The organism is Halomonas sp. BMC6 (genome assembly GCF_964204995.1).
In the GTDB taxonomy this organism is placed as follows: Bacteria; Pseudomonadota; Gammaproteobacteria; order Pseudomonadales; family Halomonadaceae; genus Vreelandella.
On the sequence record NZ_CAXNSH010000001.1, the window covers coordinates 764,458 to 781,690 of the forward strand.

Genomic DNA, 17,233 nt, shown 5'->3' on the forward strand with positions numbered 1-17,233 from the left:
CGCAACGCGAGACAATGAAACGAACAACAAACGCAAGGACGGACGTTGTGGCACGTTTTTCTCGGTCAGATTTCACTCTAGAGAGCTTTCGCCGCCAGTTGGCGAACGTGGATGCCTTACCGCAGCTGTGTGTGCTGGGGTTGGTGTCTGGGGTGATTACTGGGGCAGTGATGGTGGCGTTTCGCCTGCTGCTTGAAGCCGGGGCGGTGCTCTATATGCCGCAGGGGGATCCGGAAGCCTTCGAAGGATTGTCACCGTGGCTGAGAGCACTTCTGCCGATCGTCGCCGTCACATTGATTGGCCTGTTGCTATATCGGCAGCGCTCCGCTGCGCGCAAGCTCGGGGTCAGCCATGTGATCGAGCGTCTCACCTATCACCAGGGGCGTTTCCCACTGCGTAATTGGCTGAACCAGTGGTGGGTGGGGGTCGTCTCCGTGTTGGGTGGCTTGTCCGCTGGGCGCGAAGGCCCTGCGATTCATTTAGGCGCGGCGGCTTCCAGCGGGTTAGGACTAAAGCTGCGGCTGCCCAATAATAGTTTGCGGGTGCTGGTGGCCTGCGGCACGGCAGCAGGCATTTCGGCCTCGTTCAACACGCCCATCGCTGGGGTGATCTTTGCCATGGAAGTGGTGATGATGGAGTACACCCTGATGAGCTTTATGCCGGTGATCTTAGCCTCCACCATGGGCGCGCTGGTGGCGCAGGTGATGTATGGCAACGAACCTGCCTTTCGGATTCCGGAGGTGGCGCTTGGCTCGCTGATGAATCTGCCCTGGATCGTGGTGATTGGCCTAGTGATTGGTTTAATGGCAGGGCTCTTCATCCACATTTCCCGCAGCCAACGCTTACAAAAATTGCCGTTGTGGTTGAGATTAGGAGTAGTGGGTGTGGCCACTGGGGCGTTAGCGTGGTGGTTCCCTGAGATTCAGGGGATCGGCTACGACAGCGTCGCCGCAGCACTGAATAATCAGCTGACGATCACGGTGCTGCTGGCGCTGATGGTGGCCAAGCTGCTGATGACGGCGATAACCGTGGCAGGCGGTGTGCCCATCGGCATTATCGGCCCGGTGCTGGTGGCGGGGGCCGCCACTGGTGCGCTCGGCGGCATGCTCGGCGGTTGGTTATGGCCCGAGAAAGCTGCCGATCCGGGCATTTACGCCATGCTCGGCATGGCGGCGATGATGGGGGCTGTCCTTCAGGCGCCTCTTGCTGCACTAATGGCGTTATTAGAATTGACGCATACACCCAATATTATGCTGCCAGGAATGCTGGTCGTGGTGGTGGCCTGCTTGACGTCGCGCCAGCTGACGGGCTGTGAAGGTTTCTTCATTAGCTCGGTGCGCTACGGTTTACACCCGCTGCAGCAGCCGCTGATGCAGGCGCTCTCCCGAGTATCGGTTCCGGCGGTGATGGAGCGCCAATTGGTGCGTACCGAACGGATGATTACGCCAGACCAAGCCCGCCGCTTGCTGGAAACCAACCCCATGTGGCTGGTGATCGAGCGCTCCAGTGACGACAAGCCCGTGCTGGCGCTGAAGGCAGCGGAGCTTGCCCGCTGGCTGCTGGAGCACGATGAGGCACTCGATGGCGAAGCACCGCCGGAGGATGAGCTGGTAGATCTGTTGGAGATTCCCGGCCAGCGGCTGGAAATGGCCCCGATTGGTTTGCAGGCCACGCTATCGGAAGCGTTTTTAAAGCTTCAAGACAGCGCGCTTGGGGCGCTTTATGTGGTGCATGGCTATCGACCAAAGCAGCAGCGAATTTCAGGTATCATTACCCGGGGCGCGATCGAGCGTTATTACCACTACACTGACGCTCGGCAAACAGATGCCCGCGAGACCGATTCCTAGCCATACGTCACCGCCTAAGGAGAGACCATGTACGAATGGGTAAAGGCTATTCACTTGATGGCCGTTGTTACTTGGTTTGCCGCACTGTTCTACCTGCCAAGACTTTATGTGTACCACGCCATGGCACGCGACAAAGGCGATGAGCAAGCGATCACTTACTTCAAAACCATGGAGCGTAAGCTCTATCGCGGCATCATGACGCCATCGATGATCCTGGTGCTGATTTTTGGTGGTTGGATGCTCTATTTGGTGCCCGCGTGGTTTAGCCAGGGCTGGATGCACGTTAAGCTCACGCTGGTCGTGCTGTTGATTGCCTACCACCACGTTTGCCTGATCTATCTGAAACAGTTTGACCAGTCGCGCTGCACCAAGAGTCACGTATTCTTTCGCTGGTTCAATGAAGCCCCTGTGATTGCGTTGGTCGCGATTATTCTCCTGGCGGTTGTGAAGCCCTTTTGATGCGCCAACCCCTTCCCCCCGTCGTTTTAGTGTTAGCGGGCCATGACCCCACGGGCGGTGCCGGACTGATCGCCGACAGCGAAGCCATTGCCGCCTGCGGCGGTTGGGCGGTGACGATCCCCACGGCGATGACCGTGCAGAACTGCCATAACGTCTCTAGGGTGATGCCCGCCGACCCTGGTGCCATGCGGCAAATGGCCGAAGCCGTCGGTGATATGCAGGTTGCCGCGATCAAGCTCGGCCTGCTGGCGGATGAAGCTACGCTACGCGCTGCGGAGCAGATCATTCGCCGTTTTCCTGGGGTACCCGTGGTTGCCGACCCGGTTCTCAAAGCCGGGGGAGGCACTATGTTATCCACAGCTGCTTTGCAGTCGCTCTACCGTGATCGGCTGCTACCGCTTGTGGATATCTTAACCCCTAACCGCTTTGAGCTAGCGGCGCTGACGCCTGAGATCCATGAGCCTTATGACGATACCGCCCGTGCGGTGTCACTACTGTCTCAGGGTTGCCAAGCGGTGCTGGTGACGGCAACGGATGACCCATTACCCGGTACGGCACAGCAAGTGGTGCATACACTGCATTCGCCCGACACTACTCGCCAGTGGCAATGGCCGCGGCTGCCGGAAGTATTTCATGGTTCCGGCTGCACGCTCGCGGCAGCCTTGGCAGCGCGCCTAGCGGTAGGTGATCGCTTACCAACGGCGTGCGAACAGGCGCAGCACTTTACCTGGGAGAGCTTGTCTCACGGCTACCAGCCCCCGAGCGGGCAGTGCTTGCCGAATCGCTTGCCACGCCCCGTGCGCTTTTGATCTCATTGGTAGTAAGTCATTTATATAGAGGATGCCATGACCACATCTGCTGAACTGTTTGACCTCGCGAGTCGCCATATTCCTGGGGGCGTGAACTCTCCCGTGCGAGCCTTCAAAGGGTTGCACCGCCCGCCGGTCTTCATGGAGCGTGCGCAGGGCGCCTACCTCTTTGATGTGGAGGGCAACCGCTACGTCGATTACATTGGTTCCTGGGGGCCAATGATCACCGGTCACGCCGATCAAGACGTGCTGGCAGCCGTGCGTGCGCGGTTGGATAACGGGCTCTCGTTCGGTACCCCCACCGCCGTGGAAACCACCATGGCAGACCTGATCTGCGACATGATTCCCTCCATGGAAATGGTGCGCATGACCAGCTCGGGCACCGAGGCCACCATGTCAGCGATTCGGCTGGCGCGGGGCACCACGGGGCGAGATAAGATCGTTAAATTCGAGGGTAACTACCACGGCCACTCGGACTCCCTGCTGGTAAAAGCGGGCTCCGGTGCTTTGACCCACGGCGAGCCCAGCTCACCGGGCGTGCCTGCCTCGCTTGCCGAGCACACCATCACGCTCTCCTACAACGACCCGGAAGGGGTGGAAGCGTGCTTTGCAGAGATCGGTGAGCAGATTGCTTGCATTATCGTCGAGCCGGTGGCGGGCAATATGAACTGTATTCCGCCTCAGCCAGGTTTCTTGGAAACCCTGCGCCATGTTTGTAACGAGTACGGCAGCATCCTGATTTTTGATGAGGTGATGACGGGTTTCCGCGTAGCGTTGGGCGGTGCCCAGGCTTACTACGGTGTCACGCCGGATTTAACCTGCTTGGGTAAGATCGTCGGTGGTGGTATGCCGGTCGGCGCGTTTGGTGGTAAGCGCGACATTATGCAAAACATCTCTCCGCTGGGGCCGGTATATCAGGCGGGCACCCTTTCGGGTAACCCGCTGGCCATGGCCGCCGGGGTGGCACTACTCACCAAGCTGCAGGTACCGGGCTTCCACGACGCCTTGAGCCAGCGCGTACAAACACTGTGTAACGGCCTGCAAGAGCGCGCCAACGCAGCGCGAGTGCCGATGATGACGCAATCAGCGGGCGGCATGTTTGGTCTTTTCTTTACCTCTCAATCGCGGGTCGATAACTTTGCCCAGGCGACTGCCTGTAACCCGGATGCCTTCCGCCGCTTCTTTGGTGCGATGCTTGATCATGGCGTTTATCTCGCGCCTTCTGCTTATGAAGCTGGCTTTATGTCTAGTGCCCATACGCCAGAAGATATCCAGCGTACGCTAGAAGCGGCCGAAAAGGCCTTTGCCGTAATGTAACGTTGAGTAAACGGTAGAGAGATCGCCTGCTACACTGCAAGAGCCGCCCATGTTGAGCGGCTCTTGTGGTTAACGAGGTAGCTAACCATGAAACAACCATCGGCTTGGCAGGCTTTACGTTTACACGGCGTTCTGTTTACCGCCGTGCTCACCTTTGGCTTTCCCTTAACAGGGCTAGCCGCACAGGAGCAGGATATGACCCAGATCCACATCACCATGAGCGGCTCCCCTGGCGCAGAATTCTCAGCCCAGTGGCGCATTACCCATAACGGCGAAACTGTCGAACATCCTGAAACCCGCGGCACTGTACCCGCAGAATTCACCTTCGAAGGCGACACCCTAGAAGGAACGGTCAAGCTGTTAAGTGATGACGAGCGACTAGAAGTCGATATCGTCAAAGGCAGCAACCGCTCACGTTCTTCGACCCAAGGCAAAGGCGGCACGCTGACGGTGGTGGTGCGTTAAGGCATAAAAAACCGCCCCCGTGGGGGCGGTTCAGTTGAGGGTTTATTGATTCTACAATTAATATTGCAAAGTAGATGCTAAGTTGTTGCCACCAGATTGATAAACCACCGCATTTCCAACAGAGTCACTCGCCTGTGTGACTGTAGATACGTTGCTATCGCCACTCTGCTGTACATAAGCATAATTAGTAATAGCCGTTGGACCAAAACTATTATTCTGTATAATATAAGACTCGTTGTCAGTACCATCGACTTGATATAGTTCTGCTCTATTATCACTACCTTGCTGGATAATGTAGCTAGTTCCATCAGTACCATTCTGAGTAGCAAAAGCCCAGTTCATATCGCCATGGGTTTGGCCGATGTAGCTGTCGTTATTCGTACCAGTTTGGACTACATGTGCATCATTTAGGTTTGCGCCACCGCCAATACCACCCTGACGGACAAATGAGTTGTTTTCAAAACCTGATTGTGTAATGTCGGCTTTGTTATTTTCCCCTCCAAATTGTTCAACACGAGAAGCATCACTATCACCTTCTTGTAGAACATTAACAATGCCACCAGATGAAAGTTCTTGATTAACGTCTGAATAATTGTTACTTCCTCGTTGATCTACGTCAGCCATTAAGTTTTGACCATCTTGACGCACTCTAGACCATTGCCCACCTGTAGCTCCATCTTGAGATACAGTAGCCATATTTAATGCAGTACCTGTGTTATTTTGGTCAATTACAGAGTCGACTTTATTTTGACCATCAATTGGATTAAGTGGTTCTGGTAATAGTTCTCCACTTGCCCAAGTAAAGTTATTCTGACCCGGCGTAGTGCTTTCCCATTGAGTATTATCTTCTTGGAAGTCACCATTATCAGCGCCCCAGTTAGGAGCTGTGCCCGTTGTCGGTGAAATTAGATTTGTGCTTGTTATAATAGGTGGTGTATAAGAACTGTTAGGTGGTGTTTGAGCTAAAGCAGCACTAGTTACAGTAAGGCTAATAGCAGCAGCGAGAGTAGTTAATTGCAGTTTCATGGTCTTTCCCCTTTTTTCGATCGACTTGCTTTGGTGTTTAACTGAGAAGCCAGGTGCGACTCAGTTGATATCGATAGTGACCGGTCGTGAAGTGTCCGAGTAGTTTTGTTGGTGGACATTTACATCGCGTAGGCCACTGCCCGATTGTGAAATCATTAGGTTACTGTTAAAGCCAATTTGAATAGCATTCAACGCAACTCCAACACTGTTCCCTTCTTGAATAGCCGTAACGCTATGGTTATGGCCTTGCTGAACAATCACGCCAATATTGTTGCCATTGTGCTGGGTCAAATTGGCCTGATTGTTATATCCAGTTTGTTTAATGTAAGCGAAGTTTTTAAATTGGTAATTCGCTGAACGAGATTGAACGACGCTCGCGCTGTTGTTAATGCCTTGCTGCTGAATGATGCTCACATTGCCTTTTAAATGGCTGACATCTTGAGACTCTACGTATTGTGTGACTCTAGACATGCTGTCAATGAACTGGTCGTTTGCTGAAGCTTCTGGATTTAAACTGGTTAGTAAGACACTCATTACCAATGCCATGCAGGAGGCTACGGATCCTGTCTTTTGATGGGCTGGTAATTGGTTGAACGGTTTCATTGGGTCTTCCTTTTGAAACGTTATGTGTCTTTTTGTTTCCTGTGTTGAGTTTGGACGATTTAAAAGAAGGCGCTATCGGAAATTTTTCTAATCCTTAACTTATAAAGTTGGTGTTTTTTATGAATATATAGGTTATGGTTTTAATCTTAATTGATGAGTTTTTTAATACTAGTACCTATAGCCTGAAAGATAGAAGCCTTTAATAAAAAAGCCGCTTAAGGAAGCGGCTTTAATTAATAGATAGAATAGCTAATTAAAGCATAGGTATAGGTTCGTTGAGGTAGTCACCTAGAACCGTATCCTGTAGATTGGTCCCTGGTGATAGGTTCCAAAGACGGTTTTCCACCCCACGTGCAATCAAGTGAATCACCGCAGACTCGATAGCGGACATCACCGCTAACTGTACAGGTTCGTTCGTGGTGATACCTGCCTCTGCCTCTAGCAAACGCCTAAAGTCGATAAACCGGTACACGCCGGCTCTGAGTTCTTTGGAGTAGATAGTTTTGGTGGTGGTGACGTTGGCAAGTATTTCACCGGTGGATATTTCTACCGCACGCAAATTGACGGTTACTTGGTCTACTTGATATTGACCTGATGCACCGATACCGAAGTACTCCGCTCCCGCTCCTCCTGTTCGAATATTGGATTCATAAGCGATGATTCCTCCTTCGAGCATGACGGAAGCCGCGCGTAGTGACGGCAAGGTATCGGGCTGGCCAAAACGCTCGAACTCAGCGCGAATGATGCGTCGCTCGGTTAATAGGTTCTGTAAGCCTACCCGTTCCAGTGGTATGAACCAGCCTGAATCAGCGAGCGCGCCGGTGAGCATAGCAGCGGCCCCTTGGGTGACGGCCGTTGAAAAGGTGCTAGCCGGGGCGGGTCGATATTGTCCGGTTTGGTCTCGAAAATCATACACAGAGACAAAGATTTTTCCGGCGGGAGGTGGTAACGACACCAGGTCTTGATAGGTAGCACCTCTTGGTGTCAGCGTTGCTTGTGCCCCCTCTAAATTTTCCGACGTGGCTACCATCCCAGCGCATCCGCTGAGTAACCCAGCAATGACAATCGAGGCGATTATTTTCATGGTGTTCCCCTGAAATACTTTAAGCCGTGCTATTTTTCGCGTACTTTTTTGATAATTAAGGGTTAAATAAGCCGCCTACGCTAATTTCAGTTACATCGCCAGTTATTTTATCGACGACGCGAACCACTAATTGGCCGCTGCTGTCACTCACGACGACGCCAAACTCATCGCTATCAAAACTGCCTTCTTCAACTTCACCACGACTGACGTCAGAAATCAGTTGAGAAATTAATCGGCTTTCTAAATTTTGTAGTAGGCGTTCCGTTGATGAGAGTGACTGTACACTGCGTGTGTTCGGATCTGTCGTTGTATCCTGTGCTTGTGCTTTACCGAGTAGGTAGCTACCCACAAAAGGATCACCACCAAACGAAGGGTTGATGGGCTGATAGATTAAGTCGCCTGCGTGTGCTTGCGTAACTGCTATTATTATCAGCCCTACGCTGGCTGCTTTTTTTAGCATTTTCATTAGAATAGCTCCTCTTTCCCCAAGTCTTTGTCCGAGGTCAAAGCGGCTGATAGCTGCTGTTGAAGCAGCGCTTCCTCGACGGTTTTTACAGCGTCTCCCGCTACGCGATCAGCTTCGCTGATTCTTGGAGAAAGCTGTGTTCTGAAGTACATCCGGTTGCCTTCCATGACCCATACTTGACTGCCCCAGCGAGCGTCAGGACGCTCTTGAATGGTGATAGTGGCATTGCCGATGATGACGTTATCCATCGCCTGCTGACTAAATGCTCGATAGAACGTTTTACCCGCCATTGTGATAGTGCGGTCCACCATGATGCCGGTTAGCTCACTACTACCATTGGGCCTACCATGAATTTCGGGCCCGTCCGGACTCGATAATTGGTTAATCGCATCTACTTCGGCCTGCTCATTCCTGGTAAGTGACGATGCATCAACTAGCCCATTAGGTTGAGCGTTTGCAACGCTTGTTAAACACCATAAGAGAGCAATTGATATTTTATGCTTAGCTGCCATGATGCTTATCTCTTATCAAGTTTTTACCGATGCCGCTGTAAGCTGCGTGCCGTTTCGATATTAGGCAGAATCGGACCCAAGTTTTGGTGAATCCAATTCAGTGCTTGAATGCGGTTATGCACATTGATTTTTCTGAAGATGTTGTAAAGATGTGATTTAACCGTGTGCTCACTCACAAAGAGTTTGTCGGCAATTTGTTGATTGGAAGAGCCTGCACTGAGTAACGAAATGATCTCCATTTCTCGGTTGGTCAAGCCGCAGGCAGGTCGGAACGCGTTGCTTTGATACTTACGGTAAAAAAGGATCAAACGCGCCATTAAATCTCGAGACATCCATAGCTCACCTTCCAGCAGGGCATGAATGCCTTTGCAAATGACCTCCAAGCTTTCGTTGCGATAAAAGACGCCCTTGAGCTGTGCGCAGGACAAAGCTTCCAGCGCATGATCCATATCGCGGATGTTGAAGGCGGCCAGTGAGGTTTTAGCCAAGCTATCGGGAAGTTTGTCCTGCCATTCGGGCAAGGCGTCCACACCGATATGGTCGCTATCGATGAGGATCAGCAGCTTACTTGGGATGGCGGCAGGCAGTTGGCTTCTTGGCGAGTGGATGCTCACCGTACAACCTGTGTGGTCATGTAAATAGTCGGCAAAGAGCTGCGACTGGGGGCTTTTTTCGGTGACGATGTACACCAAGCCGTGCGTCTTCTCATGTGACATTGTGGAGGCCTCGGTTGGATTGAAAGCAATCAGGTGGTACGAAGAGTGTTGCCCAATACGTCCTTTTCGTAAAGTTTTGTTATTAAAAAACATGAAGAAAATGGTAATTAAAAATTTAATTTAAATAAGCTATTGATTTTAAATAAATTATTTCAATATAAAAATTATTTACTCATTTTTCTAATATACCTTTAGTTACATTTTGTCGCCTTTAGCTGCGCTCTCGGTAGGCGTAAACTGATCGCCTCATGTGAGGAGGTCGCCCCTATGAATGCAGCCAAAACGCTCGTTTTAGCCAGTGGAAATTCTGGAAAATTAAAAGAATTCAATCAGTTGCTATCGCCCCTTGGGCTGGATGTACGCCCCCAGGCGGAGTTTGGTGTGCACGATGTCGAAGAGACAGGACTAACGTTCGTTGAAAATGCGCTGTTAAAAGCCCGTGAAGCGAGTCGTGTAAGCGGGTTACCGGCGCTCGCCGACGACTCAGGTCTGGAGGTCGATGCGTTGCATGGGGCACCTGGCATTTACTCCGCCCGCTATGCCGGTGAGCCGAAAAGCGACGAGCGTAACAATGAGAAACTGCTGGCAGCACTCAGTGAGTGCGCGGAAGGCCAGCGTACGGGCCGCTATTGGTGTGTCTTGGTTTATTTACGCCATGCAGAAGACCCGGTACCGGTCATCGTTCAGCGTAGCTGGGAAGGTGAGGTGCTGGCCCATCCGCGGGGTGAGGGGGGCTTTGGCTACGATCCTCTCTTTTGGCTACCTGACCAGGGCATGAGCGCGGCAGAGCTCCCCAGCGAAACGAAGAATCGCTTGAGTCATCGGGGGCGTGCACTGCATGCCTTGGTCGACATTTTGAAGGTGGCGCATGGCTGAACAGTTGCCGCCACTATCGCTTTACATTCATACGCCTTGGTGTGTGCGCAAGTGCCCCTATTGCGACTTCAATTCTCACGAACCTGGCACCAACGCACTACCCGAAGCGGCCTACTTGGCCGCGTTGCTGAGTGATTTGGACGGCGATTTGGCGTTGGCGTCTGGCCGCCCTCTTCAAACCATTTTTATTGGGGGCGGTACGCCTAGCTTGCTATCGCCAACGTTTTATCGACAGTTATTCGATGGCATTCGTGAGCGCCTCTCCTTTTCGCCTACGATTGAAATCACCCTGGAAGCCAATCCAGGCACGACCGAGCAGCAGCGGTTCATCGGCTATCGGGACGCTGGTATCAATCGCTTGTCGCTGGGCGTACAGAGTTTCCGGCCCACTCAACTGAGTGCACTGGGGCGAATTCATACCGGCAACGAAGCGGTGACCGCCATCGCTGAAGCCAGAGCGGCGGGATTCGATAACCTCAATATCGATCTCATGCACGGGCTTCCTCAGCAAACGCCCGAGCAAGCCATGGAAGATATTGACCAGGCGCTTGCCCTCAATCCAGAACATCTTTCCTGGTATCAGTTAACCCTGGAGCCCAATACGGCGTTTTTCTCGCATCCGCCCCCCCTGCCAGAGGAGGAGGCGCTATGGGACATTCAGGAGGCAGGGCATCAGCGACTGGAGCAAGCCGGGCTAAGTCGATACGAGATATCGGCTTATGCCCGCCCAAGATGTCAGAGCCGCCATAACCTGAACTACTGGCGATTTGGCGACTACCTGGGAATCGGTGCAGGTGCTCATGGAAAGCTCTCCTACATAGACTCCCAAGGGAAATGGCAGATCGAACGGCGTTGGAAAACGCGTCAGCCCGATGCGTACTTGCGCCGTGCCAATGATCCGCGTGGCTTCGTAGCAGGCCAGCAGCTCATTGAGCCAAACGAGTTACCGCTGGAGTTTGCCATGAACGCGCTGCGCCTGACCGAGGGCGTCCCCCTAGCGGATTGGACGGCCCACACTGGCCAGCCACAGGCACGGTTACTTGCGCGTTTACAAAGTGCTCAAGAAAAAGGACTTTTAATGGAAATGCCTGAAAAGCTGCGTGCATCGCCCCAAGGTCTATTATTCTTGAACGAGTTGCTGGCCTTGATGAGCGAAGAGTGACCAGCGATGGATTCGGTACTATCTCAATCATAAACAAGGAGTGAGTGATGCGTATTTCTCGACTACTGACCCCACTGGCAGCGGCGATGTTACTGGCTGGCTGCGCGACGCCCGATCCTTACGGCGGTCAAACGCAGCGCTCTAGCACTGCCATGGGCACCGGTATTGGTGCGGCGATTGGCGCGGCGGCGGGCGCTTTATCCGGTGACGGCAGCACGAGTCGTCGCGACCGCGCGCTGATCGGTGCCGCTGTTGGCGCGGCCGCCGGTGCGGGTGTGGGTGCCTACATGGACCGTCAAGAGCAGCAGCTTCGCGATAACCTGCAAGGATCGCGTATCGAGATTGACCGCCGTGGCGACGATATCGTGCTCAACATGCCTAGCAGCGTCACGTTTGGCTTCGATTCCGCCGAACTCACCTCGGATGCGCGCAGCGCCCTGAACGAAGTGGCGAATGTCCTCACTCAGTACACCGATACCCGTGTAAACATTGCCGGCCACACGGACAGTACCGGTGATCCCAGCTACAACCAGCGCCTTTCAGAGCGCCGTGCCCAGTCGGTTGGTAGCTACCTGAGTCAGAACGGCGTGTCCTCCATGCGGTTGAACACCATGGGCTATGGTGCTAACCAGCCGGTGGCAAGCAACGATACCGAGCAGGGGCGTGCGCAAAACCGTCGCGTCGAAATCACCCTGACGCCTACCAGCAACGGCCAGTAACCTCATGCGTTAATCTCGGCATTGCCGTCCAACGCCCGCTATGCTCACATAGCGGGCTTTTTTTCGTTCAACTGCTAGCGAGCTGCCATGCTGTCGTATCAACACGCCTACCACGCCGGTAACTTTGCCGATGTTCATAAGCATTTAACGCTTTACGCAGTGAGGGATTATTTATTACGTAAAAAATCAGCGATTACATATATTGATACCCATGCAGGTAGAGGGCTCTATCCGCTGGTCACGAAAGAGACCCAGCGGCTTAAGGAGTATCGAGAAGGCGTCGCACCGCTCTGGCAGGCTCGGCAGCAGTTGAGCGATCCCTTACTTGAAAAATGGGTGGCGTCGCTGGAAAGCGTACAGCCACAGTCCACAGAGCTTTCGCACTACCCTGGTTCACCCTGGTGGCTGGCTCAGGGGCTGCGTGAGCAGGACTCACTGCGCCTATTTGAGCTGCACCCTGGTGAGCACGAACATTTGAGCGGGCAAGCGCTGCCCAAACAGGCCCGACGTATTTATGGCGATGGGTTGCTTGGCTTGAAGCAGCTGTTACCGGTGGCGACGCCACGGCTGTGCGTGTTGATAGATCCGAGTTACGAGCGCAAAGTGGAGTATCAAGAGGTCGTCGATGCGGTGGCCTACAGCCTCGAAAAAGCGCGCCACGCCGTGGTGATGATTTGGTACCCGCTGCTGCCCGCTGGGCATCATGACACGTTGCTCAGCGGCCTTGAAGCGAGCGGCATTCGCAAGATTTGGCACAGCGAGCTGCTGTTACGGGCCGCGGCGGAGAGCACGCACGGCATGTATGGAAGCGGCATGGTGGTCATCAATCCGCCCTGGGGGCTGGATGAGCAGCTAGCTGCAGCGATGTCCCAGGTGACACCGCTGCTGGGGAGCGACAGCCGCTACCGCGCCAAATGGCGAGTGGGCGAGTAGTGGTAGTGAGTGGCAGCGGCTATTTGCCGATGCAGAAGCTGCCAAAAATTTCGCCAAGCAGATCATCGGCGCTAAATTCACCGGTGATCTCTCCCAGCGCTTGCTGTGCGTCTCGCAGGTCTTCGGCGAGAAGCTCGCCAGCGCCGTAGCCATCCAACTGGGCGCGGCCGGTATCAAGGGCAGCCATGGCGCGGTCAAGGGCATCCAGGTGGCGGCGGCGGGCGGAGAAGCGGCCCTCCGTCGTTGCAGAGAACCCCATGACGTCTTTTAAATGCGTTTTCAAACTGTCCACACCCTCTCCGGTTTTTGCAGACAGCCGAACAATGGGAGTGGCTGTGGATAAGTCAATGCCCGGCGTTTCGGCACTGGCATCAATTTTATTACGCACCAGGGTAAGCCTGCTTTGATCGGGGAGGCGCTCCACGAACTCAGGCCAGATGCTCATTGGGTCGGTAGCCGCTGTGGTGGATGCATCCACCATGAGCAGTACTCGGTCGGCCTTTTCGATCTCTTCCCATGCCCGGGCAACACCGATTTTCTCTACCGCATCGGGCGTATCACGCAGCCCGGCAGTATCGATAATATGCAGCGGCATGCCGTCTAGGTGAATGTACTCCCTCAGTACGTCCCGAGTGGTGCCCGCGATGTCTGTCACAATAGCCGTATCCTGCTCGGTCAGCGCGTTCAACAGGCTCGATTTGCCCGCATTGGGGCGTCCTGCAATCACCACGCTCATGCCCTCGCGTAGCAGAGCGCCTTGCCCAGCGGCCTTACGAACAGCAGCCAGCGCCTGCTGAACACTCTCTAAGTGCGTGGCGACATGGCCATCGGCGAGAAAGTCGATCTCCTCCTCCGGAAAATCAATGGCAGCTTCAACGTAAACGCGCAGCTCAATCAGCCGTTCGACCAGTGCAGCAACCCGCTGTGAGAACTCGCCCTGAAGCGAGCGCACGGCGTTCTCAGCGGCGGAGCGGGAGGTGGCATCAATTAGGTCGGCAATCGCTTCCGCCTGTGCCAGATCCAGCTTGTCGTTAAGAAAAGCCCGTTCAGAGAACTCCCCAGGCCGGGCCAGGCGAGCACCTAGCTGCAGGCAGCGCTCAAGCAGCATATCCATAATGATGGGGCCGCCGTGGCCTTGAAGCTCCAACACGTCTTCACCGGTGAAGGAGTGGGGGCCGTTAAACAGGAGCGCGATGCCCTCGTCAATAATGCCCTCAGCGCCGTGAAACGGACCGTAGTGGGCGTAACGGGGAGCAGGGCAATCACCCAGTATCTCAGCGGCTATCGAGCGGCAGGCGGGGCCTGATACGCGAATGATGCCCACACCGCCACGGCCAGGTGGGGTTGCCAAGGCGGTAATGGTGTCTTGGGTATAGAGTCGGTCGGCCATGACGCTTCCTAAAGACGAAAAAGGGAGAGTGTATCGCGATGGCGCTCATGATGAGCAGGTTAGGCCTAAAACGCCAGACCCCCGCAAAGGCGGGGGTCTGGGAGTAGCAGAGGAGAGCGATTACTTGGTTCGCATCCCTTTGCCGACGCTTGGGTCATTCTCGATGCTGCGCGTAATGAAGTACTGCTGCGCCACCGAGATGATGTTGTTGACCACCCAGTAGATGACCAGACCTGCCGGGAACCACAGGAAGAAGAAGGTGAAGATGATCGGCAGCATCTTCATGATCTTTGCCTGCATGGGGTCTGGCGGTGTCGGGTTCAGCATCTGCTGAACGAACATCGAAATACCCATCAGAATCGGCAGGATGAAGTAGGGGTCTTTCACCGAGAGATCCTGGATCCAGAACATGAACGGCGCGTGGCGCAGCTCGACAGATTCCAGCAACATCCAGTACAGGGCGATAAATACCGGCATCTGTACCAGAATCGGCAAACAGCCACCCAGCGGATTGATCTTCTCTTTCTGGTAGAACTTCATCATCTCTTGAGACATTTTCTGGCGGTCGTCGCCATACATCTCTTTGAGACGCTGCATCTCTGGGCCCAGTTTGCGCATACGCGCCATGGACTTGTAGGCCTTGGCAGACAGCGGGAAGAGCACCAGTTTTACCAGCACGGTCAGCAGAACGATCGACCAGCCCCAGTTACCGACGATGTCGTGGATCTTATCTAGCAGCCAGAACAGCGGGTTGGCAATGAACCACAGCCAGCCGTAATCCACGGTGAGCTTAAGGTTCGGTGCGACTTGCTCAAGGTAGTCTTGAACCTTCGGACCCATGTAGAGCGTAGCGCTCAGCGTAGCTTCACCCTCGGCGGCCACGCTGCTGGTAGGGCCAGCAAAGGCCACTACGTTACGATCACGAGAATCGGTCGTCACGTAGTAGAGGTTCTGCTGGTTTTGAGCAGGTGCCCAAGCCGATACGAAGTAGTGCTGGATCATCGCGATCCAGCCCCCTTGGGCCTCGCGATTGTCGAAGTTACGGCTTTGAATGGTATCGAAGTCGATCTTTTCGTAGCGTGCTTCCGGCGTAGAGTAGGCCGCCCCTAGATAGGAGTTCATGCCCATGGCCACACCGCTGGACGGATCCGGGCTGTTATCGCGAGCCAATTGGCCAATGAAGCGAGCGGTAACCGGGGCTTCGGTGTTGTTGGCCAGGTAGTAGCTCACGTTCACGGCATAGCTGCCACGATCAAACGTGAGGCGCTTGATGACATCGACGCCATTCACGTCGGCCGTCAAGTCAACGCTGAGCTGCTCTTCGTCATCGCCGAGGCGATATTCGTTACGCTCGGGCGTGAAAGCGATGCGGCTTGCTTGGCCATCCAGCTGCAGGCCAGAGCGGGCGACGTAGCTGCGCGTGGCGTTGTCCGACAGCAGCACGTAGTTGCGGTCGGAATCCAGCGTCAGCTTATGCTGCGGTAAGGCCGCGTAGACGATATCGCCACCGAAGGGGTCAATACGGACATCCAGGACATCCGTGGTGACCGCAATGAAGTCACGGCTAGCGGTGTCGCTCTGCTCGTCGCCAACGCCTTCACTGATGGCGTTATCCGGTGCGGAGGTACTGGGGACGGAAAGATCGTTACTAGCGTTCTCGCTCGCAGGAGTCCCATTGCTGCTTTGGGTGATCTCTGGCGTCGAGTCGTAGGTGGTCTGCCCGTAATCCTGATTCCACTGTACAACCAAAAGGTAGGCAAGCACTGCCAGTGGAATCAGTAATAAAAGTCGTTTTACGTCCATGAGGGTTCTGCCCGATGGGTGGTGAACATGCTAATGGCGCAGTGTCATTTACTCGACCCATGACACACGAAAGCCTGCCAAGCGGCAGGCCGAGGTCGAGCGGCGAGGTGTGTCGTCAAGCGTCACGTGTTACGCCATGAGGCGGGGGAGGTGCAGACACCGCCTGTGCGTCGCGCTGAAGCCGTTTCCACATGCCGTGTAGCTGGCGGGTGAGCGTTTCGTTATCGACATCCTGTACGCCTCGTTTTGCCAATATCACGATATCCACAGAGGGTAGGTGATCCTGACGTAGGCGAACGGATTCCCGAACGAGTCGCTTGAAGCGGTTACGATCCACAGCGAGCTTCACATTTTTCTTGCTGACCACCAGTCCAACGCGGGGGTATCCCCGAGTACTCATGCGCGCTAGCGCCATCATACCTTTGCCATGAACTTTGAGGTCGGCTTGTTCAAACACGTGACTAAAGTCCCCGGCAGTTAGCAAACGTAAGCACCGGGGAAAGCCTTGAGGCGACACACGCAATCCGAGATCAGGCGCTCAGACGCTTGCGGCCTTTGGCACGGCGGCGTGCGATCACGGCGCGACCGTTTTTTGTTGCCATACGAGCACGGAAGCCATGCGCGCGCTTGCGCTTGAGAACGCTGGGTTGAAAAGTGCGTTTCATAACTCGTTATTCCCACGTGGTTTAGGACGGAAAGTGAATTCCAAAAGACCCGGTCCAGTGAGGAACTAGCCGGGGAGTTTCAATTCAAGACCGGAAATTGTAGAGACTTCCCGCGCCGGGTGCAATTTTTCCTTGCATAAAAAGCGTGAAAAAGGCAATAGCGGCGCGGCTTGACGCCCACCACTCGTTTTCATGCATCACACTACTATTACTAACGAAGTTATTTAAAACCTACTGTTATTAATAGTGGGGATACTATTTGTGGATAAGTCATTTTAATATATTTTTATCAACAGTTTGAAGGGATAAAAAATCTGTGTATAAGCATCGAATAACGCGCGAATAAACTGTGAATTTGGTGTGGCCAAGCAGAGACATCTT

Annotated in this window: 19 protein-coding genes; 9 read left to right on the forward strand and 10 right to left on the reverse strand. The window is 54.2% G+C overall.

Going from position 1 to position 17,233, the window contains the following annotated elements; translation table 11 throughout:
- Positions 1 to 47 precede the first annotated feature (47 nt).
- From AB6K10_RS03615 to AB6K10_RS03635, 5 genes are all read left to right on the forward strand, one after another.
- A complete protein-coding gene (locus AB6K10_RS03615) occupies positions 48 to 1,847 on the forward strand; it encodes a chloride channel protein (RefSeq protein ID WP_339118004.1) in 1,800 nt (599 codons plus the stop codon).
- 27 nt (positions 1,848 to 1,874) lie between these two features.
- Entirely contained in the window at positions 1,875 to 2,306 is a 432-nt protein-coding gene (hemJ, locus tag AB6K10_RS03620; protein WP_159343651.1) for a protoporphyrinogen oxidase HemJ, read from the forward strand.
- Positions 2,306 to 3,115 (forward strand): hydroxymethylpyrimidine/phosphomethylpyrimidine kinase, encoded by an 810-nt coding sequence (locus tag AB6K10_RS03625; protein WP_339118005.1) that lies wholly within the window; start codon positions 2,306 to 2,308, stop codon positions 3,113 to 3,115. The genes hemJ and AB6K10_RS03625 overlap by 1 nt, the downstream gene beginning before the upstream one ends.
- 36 nt (positions 3,116 to 3,151) lie before the next feature.
- A complete protein-coding gene (gene hemL / locus AB6K10_RS03630) occupies positions 3,152 to 4,432 on the forward strand; it encodes a glutamate-1-semialdehyde 2,1-aminomutase (RefSeq protein WP_339118006.1) in 1,281 nt (426 codons plus the stop codon).
- 87 nt (positions 4,433 to 4,519) lie between these two features.
- Positions 4,520 to 4,897 (forward strand): hypothetical protein, encoded by a 378-nt coding sequence (locus AB6K10_RS03635; protein ID WP_339118007.1) that lies wholly within the window; start codon positions 4,520 to 4,522, stop codon positions 4,895 to 4,897.
- 57 nt (positions 4,898 to 4,954) lie between these two features.
- On the opposite strand, the gene AB6K10_RS03640 is transcribed toward AB6K10_RS03635, so the two are convergent.
- The 6 genes from AB6K10_RS03640 to AB6K10_RS03665 form a co-directional block, all read right to left on the reverse strand.
- On the reverse strand, positions 4,955 to 5,923 hold the full coding sequence (locus AB6K10_RS03640; RefSeq protein WP_305947227.1) for a hypothetical protein: 969 nt from the start codon (positions 5,921 to 5,923) through the stop codon (positions 4,955 to 4,957).
- Between the two features lie 60 nt (positions 5,924 to 5,983).
- Positions 5,984 to 6,526 (reverse strand): hypothetical protein, encoded by a 543-nt coding sequence (locus AB6K10_RS03645; protein ID WP_305947226.1) that lies wholly within the window; start codon positions 6,524 to 6,526, stop codon positions 5,984 to 5,986.
- Positions 6,527 to 6,779: 253 nt separating this feature from the next.
- On the reverse strand, positions 6,780 to 7,610 hold the full coding sequence (locus tag AB6K10_RS03650; RefSeq protein WP_044628584.1) for a CsgG/HfaB family protein: 831 nt from the start codon (positions 7,608 to 7,610) through the stop codon (positions 6,780 to 6,782).
- Positions 7,611 to 7,665: 55 nt separating this feature from the next.
- A complete protein-coding gene (locus AB6K10_RS03655) occupies positions 7,666 to 8,076 on the reverse strand; it encodes a curli assembly protein CsgF (protein WP_285264087.1) in 411 nt (136 codons plus the stop codon).
- Positions 8,076 to 8,588 (reverse strand): CsgE family curli-type amyloid fiber assembly protein, encoded by a 513-nt coding sequence (locus AB6K10_RS03660; protein ID WP_305947225.1) that lies wholly within the window; start codon positions 8,586 to 8,588, stop codon positions 8,076 to 8,078. Before AB6K10_RS03660 ends, AB6K10_RS03655 begins: the two co-directional genes overlap by 1 nt.
- 23 nt (positions 8,589 to 8,611) lie before the next feature.
- Positions 8,612 to 9,304 (reverse strand): LuxR C-terminal-related transcriptional regulator, encoded by a 693-nt coding sequence (locus AB6K10_RS03665; RefSeq protein WP_159343871.1) that lies wholly within the window; start codon positions 9,302 to 9,304, stop codon positions 8,612 to 8,614.
- Positions 9,305 to 9,571: 267 nt separating this feature from the next.
- Between AB6K10_RS03665 and rdgB the strand changes: the two genes are divergently transcribed.
- The 4 genes from rdgB to AB6K10_RS03685 all read left to right on the forward strand — a co-directional run bounded on the left by rdgB (position 9,572) and on the right by AB6K10_RS03685 (position 12,994).
- Positions 9,572 to 10,180, forward strand: a complete 609-nt coding sequence (gene rdgB / locus AB6K10_RS03670; protein ID WP_159343657.1) for an RdgB/HAM1 family non-canonical purine NTP pyrophosphatase — start codon at positions 9,572 to 9,574, stop codon at positions 10,178 to 10,180.
- Positions 10,173 to 11,342, forward strand: coding sequence for a radical SAM family heme chaperone HemW (gene hemW, locus AB6K10_RS03675; protein WP_339118008.1), 1,170 nt, complete (start codon positions 10,173 to 10,175; stop codon positions 11,340 to 11,342). Before rdgB ends, hemW begins: the two co-directional genes overlap by 8 nt.
- 47 nt (positions 11,343 to 11,389) lie before the next feature.
- On the forward strand, positions 11,390 to 12,061 hold the full coding sequence (locus AB6K10_RS03680) for an OmpA family protein (protein ID WP_339118009.1): 672 nt from the start codon (positions 11,390 to 11,392) through the stop codon (positions 12,059 to 12,061).
- Between the two features lie 87 nt (positions 12,062 to 12,148).
- The gene (locus tag AB6K10_RS03685) at positions 12,149 to 12,994 is read left to right on the forward strand and encodes a 23S rRNA (adenine(2030)-N(6))-methyltransferase RlmJ (protein WP_253018753.1); all 846 of its coding nucleotides are present in this window, start codon (positions 12,149 to 12,151) and stop codon (positions 12,992 to 12,994) included.
- A gap of 19 nt (positions 12,995 to 13,013) precedes the next feature.
- Here the strand turns inward: AB6K10_RS03685 and mnmE are convergent, their stop codons facing one another.
- From mnmE to rpmH, 4 genes are all read right to left on the reverse strand, one after another.
- Positions 13,014 to 14,384, reverse strand: coding sequence for a tRNA uridine-5-carboxymethylaminomethyl(34) synthesis GTPase MnmE (mnmE, locus tag AB6K10_RS03690; RefSeq protein WP_339118010.1), 1,371 nt, complete (start codon positions 14,382 to 14,384; stop codon positions 13,014 to 13,016).
- 120 nt (positions 14,385 to 14,504) lie between these two features.
- Positions 14,505 to 16,187, reverse strand: a complete 1,683-nt coding sequence (gene yidC, locus AB6K10_RS03695; protein ID WP_159343662.1) for a membrane protein insertase YidC — start codon at positions 16,185 to 16,187, stop codon at positions 14,505 to 14,507.
- Positions 16,188 to 16,302: 115 nt separating this feature from the next.
- Complete coding sequence (gene rnpA / locus AB6K10_RS03700) at positions 16,303 to 16,704, reverse strand: ribonuclease P protein component (RefSeq protein ID WP_159343663.1); 402 nt, start codon at positions 16,702 to 16,704, stop codon at positions 16,303 to 16,305.
- A 13-nt stretch (positions 16,705 to 16,717) separates the two neighbouring features.
- A complete protein-coding gene (rpmH, locus tag AB6K10_RS03705; RefSeq protein WP_009723348.1) occupies positions 16,718 to 16,852 on the reverse strand; it encodes a 50S ribosomal protein L34 in 135 nt (44 codons plus the stop codon).
- Positions 16,853 to 17,233 lie beyond the last annotated feature (381 nt).